The sequence below is a fragment of the Akkermansia sp. AE01SA01 genome, from assembly GCF_036417395.1.
Classification (GTDB): domain Bacteria; phylum Verrucomicrobiota; class Verrucomicrobiia; order Verrucomicrobiales; family Akkermansiaceae; genus Akkermansia.
This window is the reverse complement of record NZ_CP143890.1, coordinates 707,114-727,273: the sequence shown is the minus strand read 5'-3', so window position 1 is coordinate 727,273 and position 20,160 is coordinate 707,114. Positions and strand designations below refer to the sequence as shown.

The 20,160-nt window shown below is 54.9% G+C and carries 19 protein-coding genes; 3 read left to right on the top strand and 16 right to left on the bottom strand.

Translation table 11 applies throughout. The annotated features are described in order from the left end of the window. Positions 1 to 13: 13 nt before the first annotated feature. From V3C19_RS02930 to V3C19_RS02915, 4 genes are all read right to left on the bottom strand, one after another. Positions 14 to 256 carry a HypC/HybG/HupF family hydrogenase formation chaperone gene (locus V3C19_RS02930; protein ID WP_067571190.1) on the bottom strand — a complete coding sequence of 81 codons (243 nt, stop codon included), beginning with the start codon at positions 254 to 256 and terminating at the stop codon, positions 14 to 16. A gap of 3 nt (positions 257 to 259) precedes the next feature. Then, positions 260 to 2,587 (bottom strand): carbamoyltransferase HypF, encoded by a 2,328-nt coding sequence (gene hypF / locus V3C19_RS02925; protein WP_295874149.1) that lies wholly within the window; start codon positions 2,585 to 2,587, stop codon positions 260 to 262. Next, a complete protein-coding gene (gene hypB / locus V3C19_RS02920; protein ID WP_130083087.1) occupies positions 2,568 to 3,308 on the bottom strand; it encodes a hydrogenase nickel incorporation protein HypB in 741 nt (246 codons plus the stop codon). The genes hypF and hypB overlap by 20 nt, the downstream gene beginning before the upstream one ends. Before the next feature lie 110 nt (positions 3,309 to 3,418). After that, positions 3,419 to 4,498 carry a hypothetical protein gene (locus tag V3C19_RS02915; protein WP_295874152.1) on the bottom strand — a complete coding sequence of 360 codons (1,080 nt, stop codon included), beginning with the start codon at positions 4,496 to 4,498 and terminating at the stop codon, positions 3,419 to 3,421. A 15-nt stretch (positions 4,499 to 4,513) separates the two neighbouring features. Between V3C19_RS02915 and hisS the strand changes: the two genes are divergently transcribed. Beyond that, positions 4,514 to 5,788 (top strand): histidine--tRNA ligase, encoded by a 1,275-nt coding sequence (hisS, locus tag V3C19_RS02910; RefSeq protein ID WP_130083089.1) that lies wholly within the window; start codon positions 4,514 to 4,516, stop codon positions 5,786 to 5,788. 34 nt (positions 5,789 to 5,822) lie between these two features. Further along, positions 5,823 to 7,616, top strand: coding sequence for an aspartate--tRNA ligase (aspS, locus tag V3C19_RS02905; protein ID WP_130083090.1), 1,794 nt, complete (start codon positions 5,823 to 5,825; stop codon positions 7,614 to 7,616). A 245-nt stretch (positions 7,617 to 7,861) separates the two neighbouring features. Here the strand turns inward: aspS and V3C19_RS02900 are convergent, their stop codons facing one another. After that, the gene (locus tag V3C19_RS02900; RefSeq protein WP_149874169.1) at positions 7,862 to 8,224 is read right to left on the bottom strand and encodes a hypothetical protein; all 363 of its coding nucleotides are present in this window, start codon (positions 8,222 to 8,224) and stop codon (positions 7,862 to 7,864) included. A gap of 762 nt (positions 8,225 to 8,986) precedes the next feature. Beyond that, positions 8,987 to 9,313, bottom strand: coding sequence for a hypothetical protein (locus tag V3C19_RS02895; RefSeq protein ID WP_149874287.1), 327 nt, complete (start codon positions 9,311 to 9,313; stop codon positions 8,987 to 8,989). A gap of 44 nt (positions 9,314 to 9,357) precedes the next feature. Here V3C19_RS02895 and V3C19_RS02890 point away from each other — a divergent pair, with 44 nt between their 5' ends. Next, on the top strand, positions 9,358 to 9,666 hold the full coding sequence (locus tag V3C19_RS02890) for a hypothetical protein (protein ID WP_295931702.1): 309 nt from the start codon (positions 9,358 to 9,360) through the stop codon (positions 9,664 to 9,666). A 917-nt stretch (positions 9,667 to 10,583) separates the two neighbouring features. Here the strand turns inward: V3C19_RS02890 and V3C19_RS02885 are convergent. The 10 genes from V3C19_RS02885 to V3C19_RS02840 all read right to left on the bottom strand — a co-directional run bounded on the left by V3C19_RS02885 (position 10,584) and on the right by V3C19_RS02840 (position 20,009). Further along, on the bottom strand, positions 10,584 to 11,987 hold the full coding sequence (locus V3C19_RS02885) for a sulfatase-like hydrolase/transferase (protein ID WP_161981207.1): 1,404 nt from the start codon (positions 11,985 to 11,987) through the stop codon (positions 10,584 to 10,586). Positions 11,988 to 12,032: 45 nt separating this feature from the next. Further along, positions 12,033 to 12,707, bottom strand: a complete 675-nt coding sequence (locus tag V3C19_RS02880; protein ID WP_130083095.1) for a hypothetical protein — start codon at positions 12,705 to 12,707, stop codon at positions 12,033 to 12,035. A gap of 56 nt (positions 12,708 to 12,763) precedes the next feature. Continuing rightward, complete coding sequence (locus V3C19_RS02875; protein ID WP_130083096.1) at positions 12,764 to 13,426, bottom strand: hypothetical protein; 663 nt, start codon at positions 13,424 to 13,426, stop codon at positions 12,764 to 12,766. 157 nt (positions 13,427 to 13,583) lie between these two features. Next, complete coding sequence (locus tag V3C19_RS02870; protein WP_130083097.1) at positions 13,584 to 14,276, bottom strand: hypothetical protein; 693 nt, start codon at positions 14,274 to 14,276, stop codon at positions 13,584 to 13,586. 18 nt (positions 14,277 to 14,294) lie between these two features. Continuing rightward, positions 14,295 to 14,990, bottom strand: a complete 696-nt coding sequence (locus V3C19_RS02865; protein ID WP_130083098.1) for a FadR/GntR family transcriptional regulator — start codon at positions 14,988 to 14,990, stop codon at positions 14,295 to 14,297. A 7-nt stretch (positions 14,991 to 14,997) separates the two neighbouring features. After that, a complete protein-coding gene (locus V3C19_RS02860; protein ID WP_130083099.1) occupies positions 14,998 to 15,795 on the bottom strand; it encodes an ATP-binding cassette domain-containing protein in 798 nt (265 codons plus the stop codon). 99 nt (positions 15,796 to 15,894) lie between these two features. Further along, positions 15,895 to 16,875 carry a ketol-acid reductoisomerase gene (gene ilvC / locus V3C19_RS02855; protein ID WP_130083100.1) on the bottom strand — a complete coding sequence of 327 codons (981 nt, stop codon included), beginning with the start codon at positions 16,873 to 16,875 and terminating at the stop codon, positions 15,895 to 15,897. 583 nt (positions 16,876 to 17,458) lie between these two features. Then, complete coding sequence (locus V3C19_RS02850) at positions 17,459 to 17,986, bottom strand: lipocalin family protein (RefSeq protein WP_295931709.1); 528 nt, start codon at positions 17,984 to 17,986, stop codon at positions 17,459 to 17,461. Next, a complete protein-coding gene (locus V3C19_RS02845; protein ID WP_295874171.1) occupies positions 17,983 to 18,849 on the bottom strand; it encodes a TIGR01777 family oxidoreductase in 867 nt (288 codons plus the stop codon). Before V3C19_RS02845 ends, V3C19_RS02850 begins: the two co-directional genes overlap by 4 nt. Positions 18,850 to 19,712: 863 nt before the next feature. After that, positions 19,713 to 20,009 carry a DUF1330 domain-containing protein gene (locus tag V3C19_RS02840; RefSeq protein ID WP_130083103.1) on the bottom strand — a complete coding sequence of 99 codons (297 nt, stop codon included), beginning with the start codon at positions 20,007 to 20,009 and terminating at the stop codon, positions 19,713 to 19,715. Positions 20,010 to 20,160 lie beyond the last annotated feature (151 nt).

The following is a 20,160-nucleotide window of genomic DNA, read 5'->3' as shown; positions in this document are numbered from 1 at the left end:
GATGAAACGGCCCTCACACGGGTTCGGAATTCTCCACGATCTCGCGCATCTCCCTCCTTGTCTCAAGGGCGGTTTCCTCATCCAGCACGCTCAGGGCCATTCCCACATGCACAATAACGTAACTCCCCACCTCCGCTTCCGGCACGCAGGCCAGATTCACTTCCCGCGTCACTCCGCCGAAATCCACCACGCCCAGGCGGAACAGAGGATCTTTTTCATGAACGCTTACGATTTTTCCGGGAACGGCCAAACACATACTTTATCCTTTCCATTGACGCACGGCGGCGGCCGCCTGCCCCAGGGAAATCCCTCCGTCATTGCAGGGGACGCGCTGCGGCAGCGACAAAACGCACGCCCTAGACTGCGCCATGCCCATCAGGCCTTCAAGCAAAAACGCATTTTGAAAGCAGCCGCCTCCCAGCACCAGCCTGTCCTGGGAAAAACGCTCCGCCACATCAAACACCAGGTTCACGAGGCTTTCATGAAACTTCCGGGCCATCCGGCAACGGGAAACACCGGCCAGCAAATCATCATTCAACGCTTTCAGAACGGGTCTCCAGTCCAGCTCCAGCAGGCTGCCTTCTTCATGCATCACCCATTCGTACGAATCGCCCTCCGGGCCGTCTTCGGGAAGGGAGGCTGCCCAAGACTCCAGCACCATGGCGGCATGGCCTTCGCACCCCGCCGCACCGTCAAAACCGCACCAGAACGCCACCGCATCAAACAGCCTCCCCATGGAAGACGTTGCCGGGCAATGAACATGCCGCTCCATCATCGTTTCCAGAGCCTGCCGCTTCCGGGGAGGAATTCCGTGCTCCAGGCGCCGGAACAGTCCATCCGTCCCCCACTCAGCCATTTGCCGGGCCAGGGCGCAGGCGCAGCGGGCCGGCTCCTTCACCGCTTCATCCCCGCCGGGCAGCAGGAACGGCCTGATCCGCGCCACCCGTTTGGGAGCACCCTGCTCCTCCATGATAAAAAACTCACCACCCCACACCGTTCCATCCGTGCCGAACCCCGTTCCGTCCCAGGCTACGCCCAGGGCGGGGAAAGGAGTTCCATTCTCTGCGGCGCAGGCAAGCACATGCGCCTGATGATGCTGTACGGGAAAAACGGAAACGCCCCATTCCCTGGCCAAACGCCGGGCGAGCGCTGCCGTCGGATTGTCCGGATGGGCGTCCACGGCAATCACATCCGGCACGGCCTTCAAGGTACTCCCCAGAACTTCCACCGTCCGCTCAAAAGCGCGCAGGGCGGCGGCGCTGTCCAAATCCCCCAGATGCTGGCTCATCACGGCCACGCCATCCTTCAGCCAGCAAACGGTATTCTTCAACCCGGAGCCGAGAGCCAGCACCTTAGGCGCCTCCGGCGCGGTGCGCCATACAGGCCGGGGCGCATAACCGCGGGCCCGGCGCACCATCATGGTTCTGCCGCCCGCCACGCGCACCACGGAATCATCCACCGGACGCACGATCGGCCGGTCGTGCACGAAAAACACGTCCGCCGCATTCTCCAGCTTCTGCAACGCCTCTTCCACGGAAATGCACAAAGGCTCCCCGCTCAAATTGCCGCTGGTCACCACGAGAGGCTTTCTCCACATATCCATCAGCAGCGCATGCACCGGGGAAGACGGCAGCATAATCCCGGCAAAACGGCTGAACATGCATACGGAAGGCGCCAAATCCACATTCTTCCTCTTGACCGCCAGTACGATGGGAGCCTCGGGAGACGCCAGCAGCCGCTTCTCCTCCTCCGTCAAATGGCACAGAGCCTCTGCCGCAGCCATATCCGGCACCATCACGGCAAACGGCTTGGCATCCCTCCCCTTCAGCTTCCTCAGCCGTCTGACGGCTCCTTCGGACGCGGCATCTGCCAGCAACTGGAAACCGCCCACCCCCATGAGGGCCACAATCAGGCCGTCCGCCAGCACCCATGCCACCTGAGCCGCAGGGGTATCAAAACCGTGGCCGAAGCCCAGCTCGGAACCATCTGAAAACAACACCTTCATGGAAGGCCCGCATTCCGGGCAGGCGATGGGCTGGGCATGGAAACGCCGATCCCCCACGTCCTGGTACTCCTTCATGCATTCCGGACACATCCGGAACCCCTTCATGCTGGTTCCGGAGCGGTCGTACGGCATGGACTCGATAATGGAATAACGGGGACCGCAATGGGTACAGTTGGTAAAAGGATAATGATAGCGCCGGGAAGACGGATCGCGCATCTCCCGGAGGCACTCCGGGCACGGAGCCAGGTCCGGCAGCATGATCGGCACGCCGCCGGAAGCGGGATCGCTCTCCAAAATCAGGAACTCTTCATACCCGGCAGGCTCGCAAACGGTCTGTTCCGTTCCGTAAACGCGGGCATGTTCCGGCAGGCTTTCCATCAATTCCGCAAAAAAACGTTCGGCATCCCCCGCATCTCCCTCCACGCGGATCTCCACGCCGGACTCCGTATTGCGCACGAAGCCTTTCAGGCCGAAACGCGAGGCCAGCCGATACACGTGGGGCCGGAAGCCGACCCCCTGAACCATGCCGGTAATGTCGATCTTCAAGGCTGAAACAGCCTGTTCAATGGTGATGGTGGACATGCTCCTGAACTCTTCCTGAACGAATGCGGCGCACCCGTTCCTCAATCTCCCCGCACCAAATATCCATTCCTTCCCCTGTCTTGGAAGACAACTCAACCACGCGCGCGTGATGAGCCACCTTGTTCAGAGCCGCCAGCGCGGCATCCCGGTCAAAATCTACGGCATCCGCCAGATCCGACTTGGTCACCAGGGCCACGTCTGCGGAATGGAACATGGGGGGATACTTCAAAGGCTTGTCTTCCCCTTCCGTGACGGAAAGCAGGACCACGCGCATTCCTTCCCCCAAATCATAGGAAGCGGGACACACCAGGTTCCCCACATTCTCAATCACCAGCACATCCAGGTCATCCAGCGGCATCCGCTTCATCGCCTCCGCAATCATGCGGGCATCCAAATGGCACATCGTGCCGGTGGTAATCTGCACTACGGGAATATCCGCACGGCTCAGGCGTTCGGCGTCATGATCCGTAGCCAGGTCTCCAACAATCACCCCCATTCTGACACGGTTCCTCAACATCTCCGCCGTCTTTTGCAGCAAGGATGTCTTGCCGGAGCCGGGAGAGGAAAATACATTGATGACCAGCAGCTTCTTTGCTTCAAAAAAACCTCTGTTGCGTTCCGCCAAACGGTCATTGGCATCCAGCACGGGAACATGGACGTCCATGCCGTGGGCGTGTCCTTCATGGGTGTGTTCACCTCCGCATCCGCAATCTTTACACATAATCAATACTGATATTTGATTCAGAAAAAGTGAATCTTTCTCACTTATCCTATGTCATACCGTCTCCCGGTCAAATAAAAACGCCGCGTTTTCCAATAAACAAAAGGGCCTTATTGGGAATTTCCCGCTCCGGAATATCTCTGCCGGGGAAGGGCCAGCCGCATGTACACCAGATCGACGGCCTGGGCAAGGCGCTCCGTCATATACCCGCCTTCCTCCAGCTCCTTCACGGCGGCGTCAAGCCTTCCGGCCGCCATTCTTATCTCATGTGCCCACGGTATCCCTATATCTTCCTGCATAACCATATCTTTTGCCAATACAGCCAAATTCTGAATATCCCATAAGGAAAAATCCTTTTTCCACAATTCTTTCACAGCCTCCTGGTCTCCTTCCCCTGCCCCGGCCTTCTTTAGAATAGACCTAACCTCCTCCACATGCCTGGAAACGCTCACGGCCAAATACTCATACAGGCAGGGGGGCAGGAGGGAAAAGGCACCCTTCCGGCCATTCTCATGAAAAACGGTCTTTCCCCAAAAACATCTTTCCATGGCCTGATATATATCCATGATTCCGTTGCAAATCACATCATCCATCAATCCGTCGCGGAAAAAGCTGTCCACAGCTTCATCCAGAATTCCTCTCTGGACACATGCAAGCTCCTTTGCTTCCAACGCTTCCCGGGAACGCAATAATTCGGGAGAATAACTCGTCCTGCCTGTAATGATCATGACATTCCAGGCATCCACTGTAAGGGCTCTTACAGTATCTTCGTCAGACTTCTTCTGTACATCGGGACCCAGACGCTGCCTTTCTCTCACACTTTTCAATAAACGAATTATCTTCTCGGCAATCTTGTTGCCCTCCTTCAAATCATACTGTAAATCCTTCAAAGGATCGGGCCCCATCTCCCTGCCCAAAGCAGTCTCAGGCATGCAGGCGGCAACCAGAATACAGGCAATGGGAAAAACACGCACCATCATTGGAATAAGGCAATTATTTCCAAAGAATAATCTTATTGCCTTAAAACACAATTCAAATTCTCGCTGTTCCCCTTCTGCATCAGCATCTTTCTTCATCACCCGCTCCGGCCATGGCCGCTCATGTCTTTTCCTTTGAAATTCCTTCATCGTAAGTATGTGGGCTTGCCAAGGCATTAAAATCCTGTAAACTGTTTCGTCCTCAGTTAACATTCCTTTACTCAGGTTATGCCAGACGCTCGCTTTCAACCACTTCCCGGATTCCGCGACTTCTCCCCGGCGGACTGCGCCGTGCGCAACTACCTCTTTGACGTGTGGAAAAGAGTGGCGCACCGCTACGGATTCCTGGAATGGGAAGGCCCCACGGTGGAAGCCACGGAACTGTACCTGAAAAAAAGCGGAGGCGAACTGCCCACCCAGCTCTTCCGCTTCATGGACCAGGGGGAACGGGACATCACCATCCGCCCGGAACTGACGGCTTCCCTGGGACGCATCGCCGCCGCGTACCAGCGGGAATACACCAAGCCGCTCAAGTGGTTTGAAATTGGCTCCTGCTTCCGTTACGAAAAACCGCAAAAAGGACGCCTGCGCGAATTCTACCAGTTCAACGCGGACATTCTGGGGGAAAGCTCCGCCTGGGCGGACTCTGAACTCATTGCCCTGGCTATCGACTGCATGAGGGAACTGGGCTTCACGCAGAATGACTTCATCGTCCGCGTCTCCGACCGTGAAGCTTGGATCAGGTTCGCTGCGGAACACGGTGTACAGGAACAGGACATCCCCCTTTTCCTTGGTATCGTGGACAAATTCGAACGCGACCGTCCGGAAGAATGCCAGCGCAAGCTGGATGCCTTCGGCATCAGCCGCAACAACCTCGTGGACTTCATTGAAAACCCGCCTGCCGGAGCTTCCGAACGCTACGAAACCCTGCTGAAGGACCTGACGGCTCGCGGCCTGGAAACCTATGTCAAGCTGGACCTCTCCGTAGTCCGCGGCCTGGCGTACTACACCGGCCTGGTCTTTGAAATCTTTGACACGCAAAGAAGCCTGCGCGCCGTAGCCGGCGGAGGTCGGTACGACACCCTCGTGGCCGCCCTCTCCGGCAATGCGGTGGACATGCCCGCAACAGGCTTCGCCATGGGAGACGCCGTCATCGGCCATCTCATCGACCAGACGCCTCGTGCCAGGGCATTGAAAGAAGCGGCGCTGGCGGCCGCGGGATGTGACGTCTTCATCATACAAGCGTCCGAAAACCGCCGTGCGGAAGTACTCTCCATCGCCTCGGCCCTCCGTGACCAGGGCTACAGCGTGGACATCCCCCTGACCTTCACCAAATTCAACGGACAGATGCAGAAAGCCGTCAAATCCGGGGCACGTCTTGCCCTGGTGGTCGGCGATGAATTCCCCACCCTGGAACTGCGCGACCTGACGGCACGCACCTCCGCCCAAATAGCCATGGAAGACCTGTTCGACTCCATTGCAACCGTCGCGAACCGTGCCTGATCCAGCATTTCACCACCATCCATTTCAAACAAAGATGAACTCATACCGCACTCATACCTGCAGCGAATTGCGCGCTGCGGACATTGGCAAGCCGACCACCCTCATCGGCTGGGTAGACTCCGTCCGCGACCACGGCGGCGTCATATTTATCGACTTGCGCGACCGCACCGGCATCACCCAGGCAGTCTTCCATCCGGAAGTCAGCCAGGACGTGGCCAGGGCATCCCAGCAGCTCCGCTCCGAGGACATGATCCAAATCTCCGGCACGGTGGAAGCCCGCTTGAAAACGGACACAGTGGACACCACCAATGCAGACCTTCCCACCGGGGAAATCGAAGTCTCCGCCAATGCCCTCAACGTCATCAACAAGGCGGATGTGCTCCCCTTCCAGCTGGACCGGGCCCTCTCCAACGAAGACTTGCGCCTCAAATACCGCTTTCTGGACCTGCGCCGTCCCTCCATGGCCCGCAACATGCAGATCCGCCACCGCGTCACCAAAACCACGCGGGACTATCTGGATGAACACGGCTTCCTGGAAATTGAAACCCCCATCCTCTCCAAATCCACGCCGGAAGGCGCGCGCGACTTCCTGGTCCCCTCCCGTTTGGCCCCCGGCAAATTCTATGCCCTGCCCCAGGCGCCCCAGCAGTACAAACAGCTTCTCATGGTAGCGGGCATGGAACGCTACTTTCAGATTGCCCGCTGCTTCCGCGACGAAGACCTGCGCGCGGACCGGCAGCCGGAATTCACGCAGGTGGACATTGAAGCCTCCTTCATCACGCCGGAAGACATCTACAACCTGGTGGAAGGACTACTCAAGCGCGTGTACAAGGAAGCCCTGGACGTGGACATTCCCACTCCCTTCCCGCGCATGACCTGGAAGGAAGCCATGGACCAATACGGCTCCGACAAGCCGGAACGCCGCTTCAGCATGAAACTCACGGACGTCTCCTCCATCTTTGAAAACAGCGGCTTCAAGGTATTCGCCTCCGCCGTGCAAAATGGCGGCGTGGTCAAGGCCATCAACGCCAAGGGCTTCGGAACCGCCTCCGTCGGTCAGATAGACACCCTCACGAAAACCGCCGTGGAAGCCGGAGCCAAGGGGCTGGCCTACATCAAAGTGCGTGAAGACGACTGGAGAAGCCCCATCTCCAAATTCCTTTCTGAAGAAGAAAAGCAGAAACTCACGGAAGCCCTGGACATTGAAACCGGAGACCTCATTCTCTTTGCCGCCGGTCCGTGGGAACCCTCCTGCGACATCCTGGGCCGCGTGCGCCTGCAATGCGCCGAATTCATGGAACTTCTCAAGGACAACAAGGAGCGCGACTTCCTGTGGGTCATCGAATTCCCCCTGCTCGGCTGGGATGAGGAAGAACAGCGCTGGGCGGCCATCCACCATCCGTTCACCCGTCCCGTCAAGGAAGACGAGGAAAAACTGCTCAAGGGAGAACTCTCTGCCGACCTCCGCGCCCAGGCTTACGATGTGGTGCTCAACGGTACGGAACTCGGTGGCGGTTCCATCCGAATTCACGAACGCGACCTGCAATCCGCCATGTTCAAGGCGCTCGGCATCACGGAAGAACAGGCCCGCGAACAATTCGGGCATATCCTGGACGCTTTCAGCTTCGGGGCTCCTCCCCACGGCGGTCTGGCGCTGGGCCTGGACCGCCTGGTCATGATGATCTGTGATGCGGAATCCATTCGCGAAGTCATTGCTTTCCCGAAAAACAACCGCGGCGTGGACCTCATGAGCGACTCTCCGGCCCCGGCGGAAGAACGCCAGCTGCGTGACATTCACATCCAGGTGAAACTGCCCGCTAAAAAATAACATACTTTATTCTTCCCTTTTCAGGCCCCGGACGGATTTTTTCCTCCGGGGCCTTTTTTACACGCATAAAACAAAAGAGAAAACGGTCAGACCCGCCATCCATCCCCTATCTCCCCTATCTCCCCTATCTCCCTTTAAAATTCACTGCCATTTCCGTTATAGCTGAACTCATATCCGGGTCTTGGGACAAAATCCCCTTCCCAAATACTACTTTGTTCTACATCCCTTATTCCTCAGTAAACCGGTCAATGCTCCTCCTGCCCTGCTGCATCTGGATCCGGAGCAATCTGAATACTCAAAATCCGGCAGGGATTCTGACGCTGTTCCGTCGCACAATGCTGCAATCCATGCGTCAGCACCTTCAAATCGCCTTCCCGGTCGTTCGTCTTCCAGCCGGAAATGCGCAGCCGATGACATCGGACAACCTCATCGCCGTTAACCTGATACCAAATCATCATGGTCCCGCCCTCCTTCAGGTGTCCTCCTCTTCTCCCTATCTTTAGAATCTCATCATATTGGGAATGCTCTACACCCGACCAGAAAATCCTCTTGCCATCCTTTCCCGGCTGTCTCTTTACGGCAATCTTTCCTCCGGGAAACCACCCCATATGAAACAGCAAACACCGTATCAGATAAGCGCGCCTTAACGCACACTCTTCCTGGTGAGTACCCAGTCCGAGAGACTTTCTGGCTCCGCAATATTTGTTTCCACGGTCAATGGTCAATCTGACCTTGTAACTTCCTGATGTATTCTTCCTTAATTCTATTGATCTAGAGAGGGACATGTAAATATTCATACAATATCCAAAAACTATATATATAAAATCAACTGGGCCTAGCAAAAAATGTTAGAAAATAATCACAACACAAATAAAACGAACATATATTAAAAATTACACTCATCAAAAAAAATCAAAAAAAATATGAGCGAAAAAAAATATGCAGCCCTTGTTACCAATCAAGCGAAACTATGCTTCACTGCAAAAAAATCACGTTTCAAACTCAACATTTCCGGCAGGTAAAACCGTTCCTTTCATCCGTCCGGAAGAATCTTTGCCCGCAGGAGCCCTGCATTATTGAAATTCCTGTCTTGGAAAGAACAAATATATTACACACAAGTCCTGTAAATTCATAGTCGGGCATCTTACCAACTAGATTCAACTCCAGTACCAAAAAGGAAACAAAAGCCGAAACCCAATCAAGCCCCAGCGCCTTGAGACCCCAAACTCGCCGAAGAACTCGACAATGCCAGCCGGGTATGTCGGGAAAGAGACATCTCACCTGCCCAATTCTACGAATACCGCAAACGTTTTCAAGGAACAAGGCTTTGAAGATTTACTAGATCTGCCTCCAATCCATAAGACGCACCCTCAAACCACATCAGACGAAGTTGAAAACGCATCCTGGAACTGGTCGATCAAAATCCGCAAAAGGAAGGCAGCCATATAAAACAGCTCTTGAAGCTGGAAGAAGAGCACCTTATCCAGGGCAAACAGCTCAGCGCAGAGCAGATTAAATTCATCGGAAAAGCCATCCCCTACTCCAAGGAACGGTATGTGGAAAGCAAACCTCCCAAGTACCAGCTCTGTCAGGACATCCTCTATGCGGGAAAACTCAAGGAAGTTAGAAGAGTCTGCCTGTACATGGGCAAATTTCCCGACCATGCAGCTCTCATCTGCATAACGACGCGTTACCATCCATGAGAAGCACGGCTTGAACATAGAAACCATCCTGACGGTTCATGGGAGAAAATACTGCGGCAAGCTTTACCCCTCACCATGATGAAATCTACCCGGAGCTAAACGGTATTGAACGTCGTAAAGCATGTACCGCAACGCCTAAAACAAACGGCTTTACGGGACATTTCAACAGGGCGTCCGAGGAAGAGTTTTTTGACATAGCCCTGGACAGAAATTTTATACCAGCGCGGGAAAACTCCAGAAGATTTTTAACGAATGACTCAAACACTACAACCAGGAGCAGCCTCATCATGGGTACCGCAACATGGAAAGGCGGCCGACAGCAACAATCTTTACTTATTATTTATTGATAACTATCAGGATAATTTTTGCCTTCGAAAGGTGAAAATATTTTCACCGCAATTTATTTACCTTTGAAAATCATCGAAATATTATAATCAGAGACTTGCGAAAAAGACTACATTCCTTCATAATGGTCTGTTTCAGTATTTTTATTATATCATTTCATTGCCTGCTGAGAAACCGTTCATAATCTCGTATGTTCTTTCTTCGCCGCATCCTCAGCACATCATTATTCTTTTCAGTTCCATGCACTCGCTTTTATAATCGTAAAATGAGTTATTCTCTATCAGCTCTGATATTTCCGATATCAACTTCTTCTCACTTGCATTCAATGCATCGTAATTATTAATGATACTGTCAATGGAATGTTGTACAAAAGAGTCGATATTCCCGATGTCGTCTTCATGATAATCACCCAAAAAATATTCGACAGTCAATTTTAAGCATGACGGGAAATAATATCTAAGAAACGTTGTTGAAAAAATATAAGACGGTAAAATTGTCGTATCATACTTAAGAGGAAGCAGATCCCGTTTCCATGAACATGCAATCCAGTTTATTTTTCTGGCATGCGCATAATGGCAAAATTCAATTACAGGGAGCGCAAAAGATTCACCATCCAGGAAATTGATACATATTTTAAATTGTTCATCACTCGGCAGGGGCGATGCAGGATATATTCCCTCCATGAGGTTCGCGAAATATTGATGGGATCGAGTATTTTTATCCATAATTGTTAGTAACCTGAAATCCGGGTTTCAATAAATCAACAGCATCATTTCCATGAATATCATTTTGAACACTGCAGAATCCCTCTCATTTCATATTTCCCCGCAATCTTTTGAGGGGAAGTCCCCATGCCTTCCGTAACCCTGGTCCCGGAAGGCATGGACGAAAAAAACTTGCGTACCTGGTACAGTCCGGCTTACTTGCCCGGCTGCACTTCCGGCCTGGCCGCCCTGGAATATTCCTTCAACAGCTTGGAGGACCACTGAATGCTGTCGGGATAACGGCAGGCTGGAGTCTCCGTCAGATAGGAACCCAGCTTCTGTGCCAGAGGTACGGCAAGCGCGGGATTCTGGAAATAAAGATCCTTCTGTTCCTGATAGTCGTTGCTGACGCGGTAGCACTGCGGGGCACGGTCCGGCACCAGCAGGTACTTCAGGTCTCCATCCATCACGGCGGAAGTGTAATCCGTGCACCAGAACATCGTTCGCGGCACCTCGCCCGTTCGGTTCCCCACCAGGGACAGGATATCCATCCCGTCCAGATTTTTGGGGATCTCTGCTCCATTAGCTTTCAGCAGGGCCGGAAGCAGGTCCACCGTGGACACAGGCTGCTTGCACACGCTTCCGGGCACAAGCCTCTTGTCCGCCGGGTATTTGATGATGAACGGCACACGCACGCCGCCCTCAAAATGCAGCCTCTTGTGACCACGGAACGGAGCGTTGCAGGACGGGGCCTCCGGCGCTCCGCCGTTGTCGGAAAGGAAAACCACCATGGTGTTTCCGTCCAGGCCGTCTTTTTTCAGGGTGTCCAGAATGCGCCCTATGCCCTTGTCCATGGCGTACACCATGGCGCAATACAATCTGCGCTCCCGGTTCTGGATATTCTTGAACAGGGCTATGTCTTCCGGCTTGGCCTGCATGGGCCAGTGCGGCGCATTGTAGGAGACGAACATGAAAAACGGCTTCTTGTCCTGCTTCGCTTCATTCAGAAACTCCACGGCCCTGCCCGTAATGTCGTCCGTCAGGTAGGTAATGCCCGTCTTGTCCGTGAAGTTAGACTCAATGGCGGACGGATTCAAGCCCTCTATCTCCTTTTTCCGGGGGAAATAATCGCGGGAGCCGCCCAGGAATCCCCACCAATGGGTAAATCCCCGTTCCGGAGGGGTAAACCCCTTCGTATGGCCCAGATGCCATTTGCCGAATACGGCGCTCCGGTAGCCGAAAGGCTTCAAATATTCGGGAATCAGCTTTTCCGTCAGGGGCAGCCCGTAATGGGATTCCAGCAAATAGTCTACTTTGGAATTGGGGTTGGTGGTGATGCCGTAGCGCTTCGGGAACCGTCCGGTCAACAGTCCCATGCGGGAGGGGGCGCACATGGGAGCCGTCACATACGCGCGGGAACAGAACACGCCCTCTTTTGCCAGCCTGTCTATGGAAGGAGTCGGAATCTGCTTGGAGCCCGTGCATCCCAAATCCCCGTATCCCAAATCATCCGCCAGAATGACAATCATATTCGGCCGGGCGGCCGTGTGAGTTTCCGCTACAGCCACGGAACAAAAAAGTCCCGCAAAGGCCAGTACCGTGTATAATTTCCTGATCATTTGGCTAAATCTACGTATCTCCATGAATGGATCTATCAAAAAAGCCTATTCCCTCCACTGTCTGAGCACCGCCGCAAGGTACTTCCCCATTTCCGTATCCATGGCCGTCATAGCGAATAGGAACGGTCTGCCGGACGGCTGTTCCACAGAAACAAGCACCCTTCCACCGCCCTCATCCTCCAAGGCAATCCGGGCGCCCTTCGCCAAAAGGAACCGCTGCCTCCTGCCCACGCCCCACAATCCCCGGAACAATTCCCCCCGGCCCGGCCTCAATGCCAGTTTTGCGGCACCGAACAGAAGGAACATGGCCCCAAACAAGGTAGCAGCGCCTATCAGCACAAATGGAATGATGAACAGCAGCGCAGTTTCGTCCATGCCGGTCTTCTTGACGCCGTTCAAGGTATAAGGCTTTCCGGAAGCCATGACGTACAGGAAAAAGGAGATCATCGCATTCCAGACCAGGGAAAACAGCAGCAGGAAAAAGCCCTCCTTCTTCATCTTCCCGAAGTGCAGTACGATGCCGTGCATGTCCTTGGCAACCGAAACTCCGTGCGGCATGACTTCCGGAATCCCCTTTTCTTCCTCCGTCTGCATCAGTTCCGAAAATTTTCCCATGCGGGAACAGGCGCGGCACAGGAACACGTTCCTGGCTACATTCACATTCTCCGGCAGCAGAGGTGCTCCGCACTTCGGACAGTTCACTTGAAAAAAAGCAGCCATGAAAGTCGTTTCATGATATTCCGGATAATCAGGCACTGCACCGGAAATGCCGTGAGCTAGTCCCTCATCTGCCGCAACAGGGCCGCTACATACTGCTGCGCCTCCTCTTCCGCAATTCCCGTGCCAAACTGGAACGGCTTGCCGCCCGGCTGCTCCACCACGATCTTGTGCAGCACCCTGTCATTCTGCCGCATGCTGCTGTCTTCAATGGTAATGCGGGCATCCTTGGCCAGAAGAAACTTCTGGCGGCGGCCCATATCCCCCACCCCGCGGAACAGTTCGCCCCGGCCGGGATTCAACGTCAGCGTCATGCGGCCGAACAACGCATAAACGGCGCCGGCCAGTACCCCAATCCCCACCAGGATAAAAGGAATGAAAAACAACTGTTCAATCAAACTTCCGGTTCTTTCCTTTCCGGAAGAACTGAACAGGAAAACACACAAAAAGCCGTTCCAGAACAGGGCAAAAAACAAAAAGAAAAATCCGATGGCCTTTGATTTCCTGTACGTCACTTCCAGGCCGCGCGGCGTTTTCATCACCTTCATGCGGCATGGAAGAGTCTCCAGAATTTCCTCATCATTCTTCTCCTGAACCAGATCGGAAAATTTGCCTGTGCAATTGCAGGAGCGGCACAGGATGACATCCGCAGCCACATTCACATCTTCCATCGCCAACGGAGCGCCGCACTGCGGGCATCTCAATTCAACCGGGGCAGTCATTGACGGTTAATCTAACATATTCCCCGGTTCTGGAAAGTACAAATACGCCTTAACCCTCAAACAATCCGATTTCCATATCCCGCACAACCTCTCCGCTTCACATCAACAGTGCGCGACCGGAAACAACCGGAACTGCCCGCCCGCCATGACGGCATTCCTAAACGGATTTCCGGTTCAGCCACGCACAAATGTATTCGGCCACTTGAACATCCTGGTTCCCCCAGCCGAAACGGAAATCCTTCCCGCCCGGCTGAGGAACGGCAACAAGCTGGAGAACGGCCCCCTTGGGTGATTTCACTTCCACAACCCGCGCCGTCTCCTTCCCGGAAAAGGAAAACCGCCAGCTCCACCCCACCGGTCCTATCCCCCGGAATACGGTACCTTGTCCACGGCCCACCTCCACCACCATCCTGCCGAACAACAGCAGGAGCCCCATGACGGGAACAACTATGCCGGCCAGCACGAACGGAAGCAGAAACAACAGCAGAACCGCTGCATGCATATTGCTGATGGAGGAAGAAAAAATATTGGACAGGAAAGAGACCAGTGCCGAATCCCATACGGCGGCAAAGACCATCAGGGCAAGCCCCTCCCAGCCGAAGCGGCGGTAAACCAGCCTTCTCCCGTTCATGCTGCACTTGTCCAGCGTGATGCACGACGGCTTTTCCACGCGGAAACCGGCCCTCTTCACATCATCCGCCTTTCCCGTATAACCGCAGGAACGGCACAGGGCAAGCCCGGTTCGCAAATTGACGTCCTCCCCCGGCAGCACGGAACCGCACCAGGGACAATAATATTCATTGATGGAACCATTCATCGGCAGGAACGCGGCACACTTGATCGAAAACACGGTCTGAAACGGAACGGCCTATTCCGGCGGCTCTCCGCTGATGCTGACCGTATCAAACTCCACGATTTTCACAATAATGTTCTCCGCGGCGTCCGCTTTCCGGCCGCGGATGGCGTCCAGAAGGTCGTCATGGAGCTTCATCGCTCCGGGATCGTACTGCTTCTCTTCAAGCAGGCTTTCCAGATTCTCCTGCACGTTGCGGATGATCACATTGTACAGCTCCGCAAGCACCGGGTTGTGCGTGGCCCGGGCCACGGCTGCATGGAACAGCATGTCGTCTTCAATGCCCGGTCTGACCCTGGCATGGCAGTCCTTCAATGCGGCCTCCAAAATCTCCAGATCCTCTTCCGTCCTCTTCACGGCGGCCAGGCGCGCAATTTCCTTTTCCAGCGCCAGACGCGCTTCCAGAATCTGGGGCAGCTCCGACTCCCGGAGCCGGTTGCTGACCGCCACGGCAAAACGGTCGGAGGCCATCACGTATGTGCCGTCCCCGGGCCGGGCTTCCAGCATTCCCATGTGGATCAGGGATTGAAGGGCTTCCCGGATGGTATTGTGGCTCACGGAAAAGGCGCGGGCCAGCTCCGGTTCCGCCGGAATGCGGTCGCCCACCTGCCATTGGCCGGACCGTATCATGGCCTCCATGGCATTGAGCACCTGGCGGGAAAGAGACAGCCTTACGGGCTTCTTCAAATCCATCTGTTTTCCTTTTTTCATGGAAATCTCAGCGAATCACCGTCCAGAGACGCCCCTTGTCCGTCCTGATCAACTGAATGTCCAGATCAAAGGCGTTCTTCAAATTCTCCTCCGTCAGCACCTCGTCCCGGGTGCCCCGCGCCACGATCTCGCCGGACTTCAGAATCATCCCGCAATCAAATACCGGCAAAATGTCCTCAATGCGCTGGGTGATAAAAATCATGGTCAGGTCCGGCCGAGTGGCCGCCAGCTCTTCAATGGTCTTCAATAAAAACTCGCGGCCAGCCAGGTCCAGGTAAACGCTCGGCTCGTCCAGAATCATCAACTCCGGATTCGTCATCAGCGCACGGGCAATGAGCACCTTCACCTGTTCTCCGGAAGACATGGCCACCACGGGCCTGTCCATCAAATGCTCCGCCTTCAGAGACTTCATGATCCCGGCCGCCTTCTCCTCCTCTTCCAAGGTCGGCTCGCGCAGAAGGCCGATCGTTCCGTCCGGCCCGGAAAGCACCATGTCGCGCCCGTTCCAGGCCCCGTCCTCCAGCCACTTGTGCATGAACGGGCTCACCCACGCAATGGATTTGCGCAACTCCAGCAGGTTCACGTGCCCGAACGTTTTGCCCAACACCTGCACTCTGGCGCCGAACAGGGGCCACGCAAAACCCATCAGCAGTTTGACCAGGGTGGTCTTTCCGGCCCCGTTCGCACCCAGAATAAAACAGCGCTCTCCGCGCCGCACCTGCCAGGAAATATTGTGCAGGATTTCCTGGCCGCCCAGGTACACCCTGGCGTTCTCCACATTGACGGCCGGCAGAAAATTGTCCATATCCAGAAAAAGAAGGGCTTCCGCGGGGAAGCCCGATGATTGTCCGGGCCGCTCCGTCTCGTCCGGAGGAGCGGCCCGTGAAAAAAATCAAAAGAAACGTCAGTTCCTTTCAAACAGGCTGCGGATCTTGGCGCCCACGATTTCCACCGGGTGCTGGCCCAGGGCTTCGCGCTTCGCCTTGAGGTTGGGAGCGCCCTTCGCAGCTTCTTCCAGCCAGTCCTTGGCGAACTTGCCGGATTCGATGCGCTTCAGGGATTCCTTCATGCGTTCCTTCACGTCGGCGGGCAGAATCTGCGGGCCGTTGTAGTACTCGCCGAACTCGGCGGTGTTGGAAATCACGGAATTCATCTTCTGGATGCCGCCGTTGTAGATCAGATCCACGATCAGCTTGGCTTCATGCACGCATTCAAAATAGGCCATTTCCGGGGGATAACCGGCTTCCGTCAACGTTTCAAAGCCGTACTTCATCAGGTCCACCAGACCGCCGCAAAGCACGTTTTGTTCGCCGAACAGGTCTTCATAAGTTTCCTGGGCCATCGTGCATTCCAGCACGCCGCCGCGGGTCAGGCCTTCTGCCTTCGCCATCGCAAGGGCCACGTCGCGGGCCTTGCCGGAGGGATTCTGGTGCACGGCAATGAGGCCGGGGCAGCCGAAGCCTTCTTCAAACACGCGGCGCACTTCCGTGCCCGGTCCCTTGGGGGCCACCATGATTACGTCCACGTCCGCGGGGGGAACGATGGTGTTGAACACATAGGCGAAGCCGTGGGAGCAGCAAAGCGTCTTGCCGGCTTTCAGGTGGGGCTTGATTTCAGCTTCGTACACGGAACCGTGGCTTTCATCCGGAAGAAGAATGTGGATGATGTCCGCCTTTTCTGCGGCTTCAGCCACGCTCATCACCTGGAAACCTTCCTGGGTGGCGGCGTCAAAAGACTTGCCGGGGCGAACGCCGATAATCACGTTCACACCGGAGTCACGCATGCAAAGTGCCTGGGCGCGGCCCTGCGCGCCATATCCGATAACGGCAACGGTCTTGCCGTTCAATGCGCTGAGATCAGCGGCGTTGTCATGAATAATATCCATTGTTACTCCTTCTTTAGGTCATTCATCCAAACATCCAATGTTTGGATGAATGACAACATAAACTTCTCCGCCCCGATTGCAAGCGCATTCGATTCATTCCTCCGTTTTTATTTTACAGGCTCTTTCCCTTCAAGGCGCTGTCCGCCTGCAACTCCGGCCCCTGCCGTTACGAACAATAAATTACATAAAGAAAAGCTCGTAAACCTGAAAACCGCTTCTCTCACGGCCACGTTCAACCTGTGCGGCTGGCGTCCCCCGTCTGGAAAACCCTCTCGAAAGACGAAGAAAGAAACTCTTTTCCCTACCGTCAAATAAAGCATTTCTATTCCGAAAACACAGCTTTCAGGGACCAAAATTTCCAGCGCCCAGTCGTATTACGGTGATGAGGGAATACGGCTGAAATACCGCCTTGCCGTAAATTAACGGGGCCGTTTTCCGGCAATTAAAATTCCGGACCTTCATACCCCAGGACCATCGGCCAATGGGGGCAAAGGGAAAATTCCACAGCTCCCGGGCACCCCGGAAAGATGGGAAAACAGGAAAAAGTCTGCCAAGGAAAAACGCCCCGGCCCCGGAAAGCCCGTTAACGGCACTGCCCCACTCCAGCCTCCGCCGGACAAAAGGAATGGGAATAAATCAACCGGGACGTATCATACCCCAGATCCCGCGCACAGCGCAGCATCTGTTCCAAATGATCTTCTTCCACGTCGGGATTCCGGGACAGCAGCCACAAATAATTCAGGGAACCGCCGGATACCACAGCACGGGTGTAATACTCATCCACAAAAGCCACCTCATACCGTCCGTACAGAACTGGCACGAAGTACACTTTCAAATGGTTCGGGGCATCTGCCACCCTGGCGCGGGCATGCACCTCGCGCCGCTCTCCGGTACGGGCGTCATAACCGCCGTTAGTCACGGAAACGGTACCGTCTTCTCTACGGTCATAACGGGCGTACACCTTGCGCAAGCCGCGCTCAAACCAATTCTCCAGGCGGGCGATCTCATGCCATTCTCCCAAATAACGTTCCAGATTGAAATCCGGCATGGCAGGGGTTTTCACGGAATGCCCGTGAAACAGGGACGTAACGATGGTTTGCAACATACTCATGACTTGACGGGAAATGCTTTATTGAAAAACGTACTGATACCGGGATACTGGAATTCAAAGCCTTCGCGCAGGAGAGTCTCCGGCTCGGCGCACTGGCCGCTGGTAACCACCTGGGAGGCCTCACCCATCACCAGCCGTACGGCGGCATCGGGAACACGGACGGATACCCTGGTATGGAAATGTTCCGCCACGGCTTTATAAAACTCCTCATTGGTGGTGCGTTCGGGGGCCGTCACATTGACCGGTCCGGAAACATCTCCGTGCTCCAGGATAAACGCCAGCGCATTCACCAGATCGTCCAGGGCCACCCAGGAAAAGGCATGATCCGGCTTTCCTATGGAAACCGTCACCCCGAAGCGGGTCGGCATGATCATTTTGGGAAGCGCGCCGCCATCCGGGGAAAGCACCACGCCAAACCGAACACGGACCAGGCGGACGTGATCGTTCACGCGTTCCGCCTCCGCTTCCCAGGCCTCGCACAATTCAGCCAGAAAAGAACCCTCCGCCGGATCGTCGTGCTCGCCATGGCAGCCTTCCGGACTGTAATATCCCACGGCGGACGTGGAAATCATCACTCCCGGAGGTTCGTGCAGAAGATTGACCGCCTCCACCAGCTTGCGCGTGGTCATGATCCGGCTGTCCATCAATTCCAGCTTGTAGGCATCCGTCCAGCGGCGGTCAAGAGGGGCCCCCGCCAGATTGACCACGGCGGCGCATCCCGCCAGCGACTGCACCAGACAATCCAGGCTGTCCTGTGTGAACAAATAGCGCCACAAGGGCACCGCCTCATGTCCCAGCACCGCCAGGCGCTTGGACAAATGGCTGCCTATGAATCCGCTGGACCCCGTGATGGCTACTTTCATGACCTTTTACCGGAAAAAGACGCCACGCCGGCATATTTCCCCTCCGGCAACTCTGCCGGAGGAAACGCTGCCGGAAACGAACGTCCGCTGGCTGATGAGACATATCCCTTCCCGTTCACCGTTCAGCAGAGAACGCAACTAATGACGCTGCCGCAGGGCGAATGCCCGCATTTTCTTTAACAAAAACCTCATGCGGCCCGGGATATTGAATATCGTGCCCCGTGTGGGGCCGGACCTATCCCATTCATTAAACGGAATGCCATCATTCGCTCTTCTGCCGCCTGGAAAGGCGGCAAAATGCACGGAAAATCATAAAAATATTTTTCTCCAACGCAGATACAACAAACATGAGAGCCGGACTCTTCAAAAATTCACTGGAACAAACATGGCAGCCCCTTCTGTTTCAATGCTACCCGGGACAGCCTGCCACGGTGGAGCGATACATACGGAAGACAGGATACGAAGAAAAAGAAACGGAACTATTTATGCAGGTCTTGCCTCAGCCTGCCTGTTTCTTCTGCGGATTGATGACTGAATTTCAGCATCAGCAACCATGTAGTATCCCAACAAGATTATTCCGCATAATTCCGAAAAGAAATTCCCGTCCTGCTCCAGAGAACCGCCGGAAAAGTAAAAAACACGGAATTCCCCTATAGCACACTAAAAAATTCACGCATCCCCGCCACATTCCCGACTGCCCCGCAGAAAGAAAGACAGCCGGATACCTTCTTTCCCGGTCCTGTTGAACGGGCATTCCACCGGATATCTTCTCCTCTCCCGGATCAGGGAAACATGTATGAATCCGCAGATTTTCCCCGTCACCCGGCAACCGCGCCTCAAGCAGCGAACCTGAGGGAAGCCTTTCACAAGCCTTCGGCAATAAACGCCTTTGCCCTTACCGTTTCCGTGCGCAGCGCCATGATCCGGCGATACTCCTCACTGGCAAAGCATTCATCCAGTTTTTCCCGGTTGGGAAAACGGATGATAATCATCCTGTCTGGCCTATCTCCGGGAAAAGGCGAGTCAATCACTTCCGTGCGTACGAGATATTCCCCGCCGAAGCTTTCCACAATCGGCTTCACCCGGTCGATGTAAGAATCGTACGGCGCACGGTCCACAGTTTCGTCCATGGAAACCATGACTATAAAATAAGCACTCATGAATGTTGCACATTGTACTCCGTTTTAACCCTAAATCCATGTTAAAAGGGGGCTGTGCCGCCACGCCCCCTTTCCCAGCCTGCATGTCCGGCAACCCAGCCCGAAAGGACTCATGCGGAATTTCCTCCCAGAAACGGAAAAACAAAAAAGA

Excerpts from the sequence above, each read along its gene's own strand:
- V3C19_RS02895 (WP_149874287.1), bottom strand. The coding sequence starts at position 9,313 with ATGGTAACGCGTCGTTATGCAGATGAGAGCTGCATGGTCGGGAAATTT.
- V3C19_RS02885 (WP_161981207.1), bottom strand. The coding sequence starts at position 11,987 with ATGATCAGGAAATTATACACGGTACTGGCCTTTGCGGGACTTTTTTGT.
- V3C19_RS02865 (WP_130083098.1), bottom strand. The coding sequence starts at position 14,990 with ATGAAAAAAGGAAAACAGATGGATTTGAAGAAGCCCGTAAGGCTGTCT.
- V3C19_RS02930 (WP_067571190.1), bottom strand. The coding sequence starts at position 256 with ATGTGTTTGGCCGTTCCCGGAAAAATCGTAAGCGTTCATGAAAAAGAT.
- V3C19_RS02890 (WP_295931702.1), top strand. The coding sequence starts at position 9,358 with ATGGGAGAAAATACTGCGGCAAGCTTTACCCCTCACCATGATGAAATC.
- V3C19_RS02915 (WP_295874152.1), bottom strand. The coding sequence starts at position 4,498 with ATGTTAACTGAGGACGAAACAGTTTACAGGATTTTAATGCCTTGGCAA.
- V3C19_RS02845 (WP_295874171.1), bottom strand. The coding sequence starts at position 18,849 with ATGAAAGTAGCCATCACGGGGTCCAGCGGATTCATAGGCAGCCATTTG.
- aspS (WP_130083090.1), top strand. The coding sequence starts at position 5,823 with ATGAACTCATACCGCACTCATACCTGCAGCGAATTGCGCGCTGCGGAC.
- hypF (WP_295874149.1), bottom strand. The coding sequence starts at position 2,587 with ATGTCCACCATCACCATTGAACAGGCTGTTTCAGCCTTGAAGATCGAC.
- V3C19_RS02900 (WP_149874169.1), bottom strand. The coding sequence starts at position 8,224 with ATGGGGTGGTTTCCCGGAGGAAAGATTGCCGTAAAGAGACAGCCGGGA.
- ilvC (WP_130083100.1), bottom strand. The coding sequence starts at position 16,875 with ATGGATATTATTCATGACAACGCCGCTGATCTCAGCGCATTGAACGGC.
- V3C19_RS02880 (WP_130083095.1), bottom strand. The coding sequence starts at position 12,707 with ATGGCTGCTTTTTTTCAAGTGAACTGTCCGAAGTGCGGAGCACCTCTG.
- V3C19_RS02860 (WP_130083099.1), bottom strand. The coding sequence starts at position 15,795 with ATGGACAATTTTCTGCCGGCCGTCAATGTGGAGAACGCCAGGGTGTAC.
- V3C19_RS02875 (WP_130083096.1), bottom strand. The coding sequence starts at position 13,426 with ATGACTGCCCCGGTTGAATTGAGATGCCCGCAGTGCGGCGCTCCGTTG.
- V3C19_RS02850 (WP_295931709.1), bottom strand. The coding sequence starts at position 17,986 with ATGAGTATGTTGCAAACCATCGTTACGTCCCTGTTTCACGGGCATTCC.
- V3C19_RS02840 (WP_130083103.1), bottom strand. The coding sequence starts at position 20,009 with ATGAGTGCTTATTTTATAGTCATGGTTTCCATGGACGAAACTGTGGAC.
- hypB (WP_130083087.1), bottom strand. The coding sequence starts at position 3,308 with ATGTGTAAAGATTGCGGATGCGGAGGTGAACACACCCATGAAGGACAC.
- hisS (WP_130083089.1), top strand. The coding sequence starts at position 4,514 with ATGCCAGACGCTCGCTTTCAACCACTTCCCGGATTCCGCGACTTCTCC.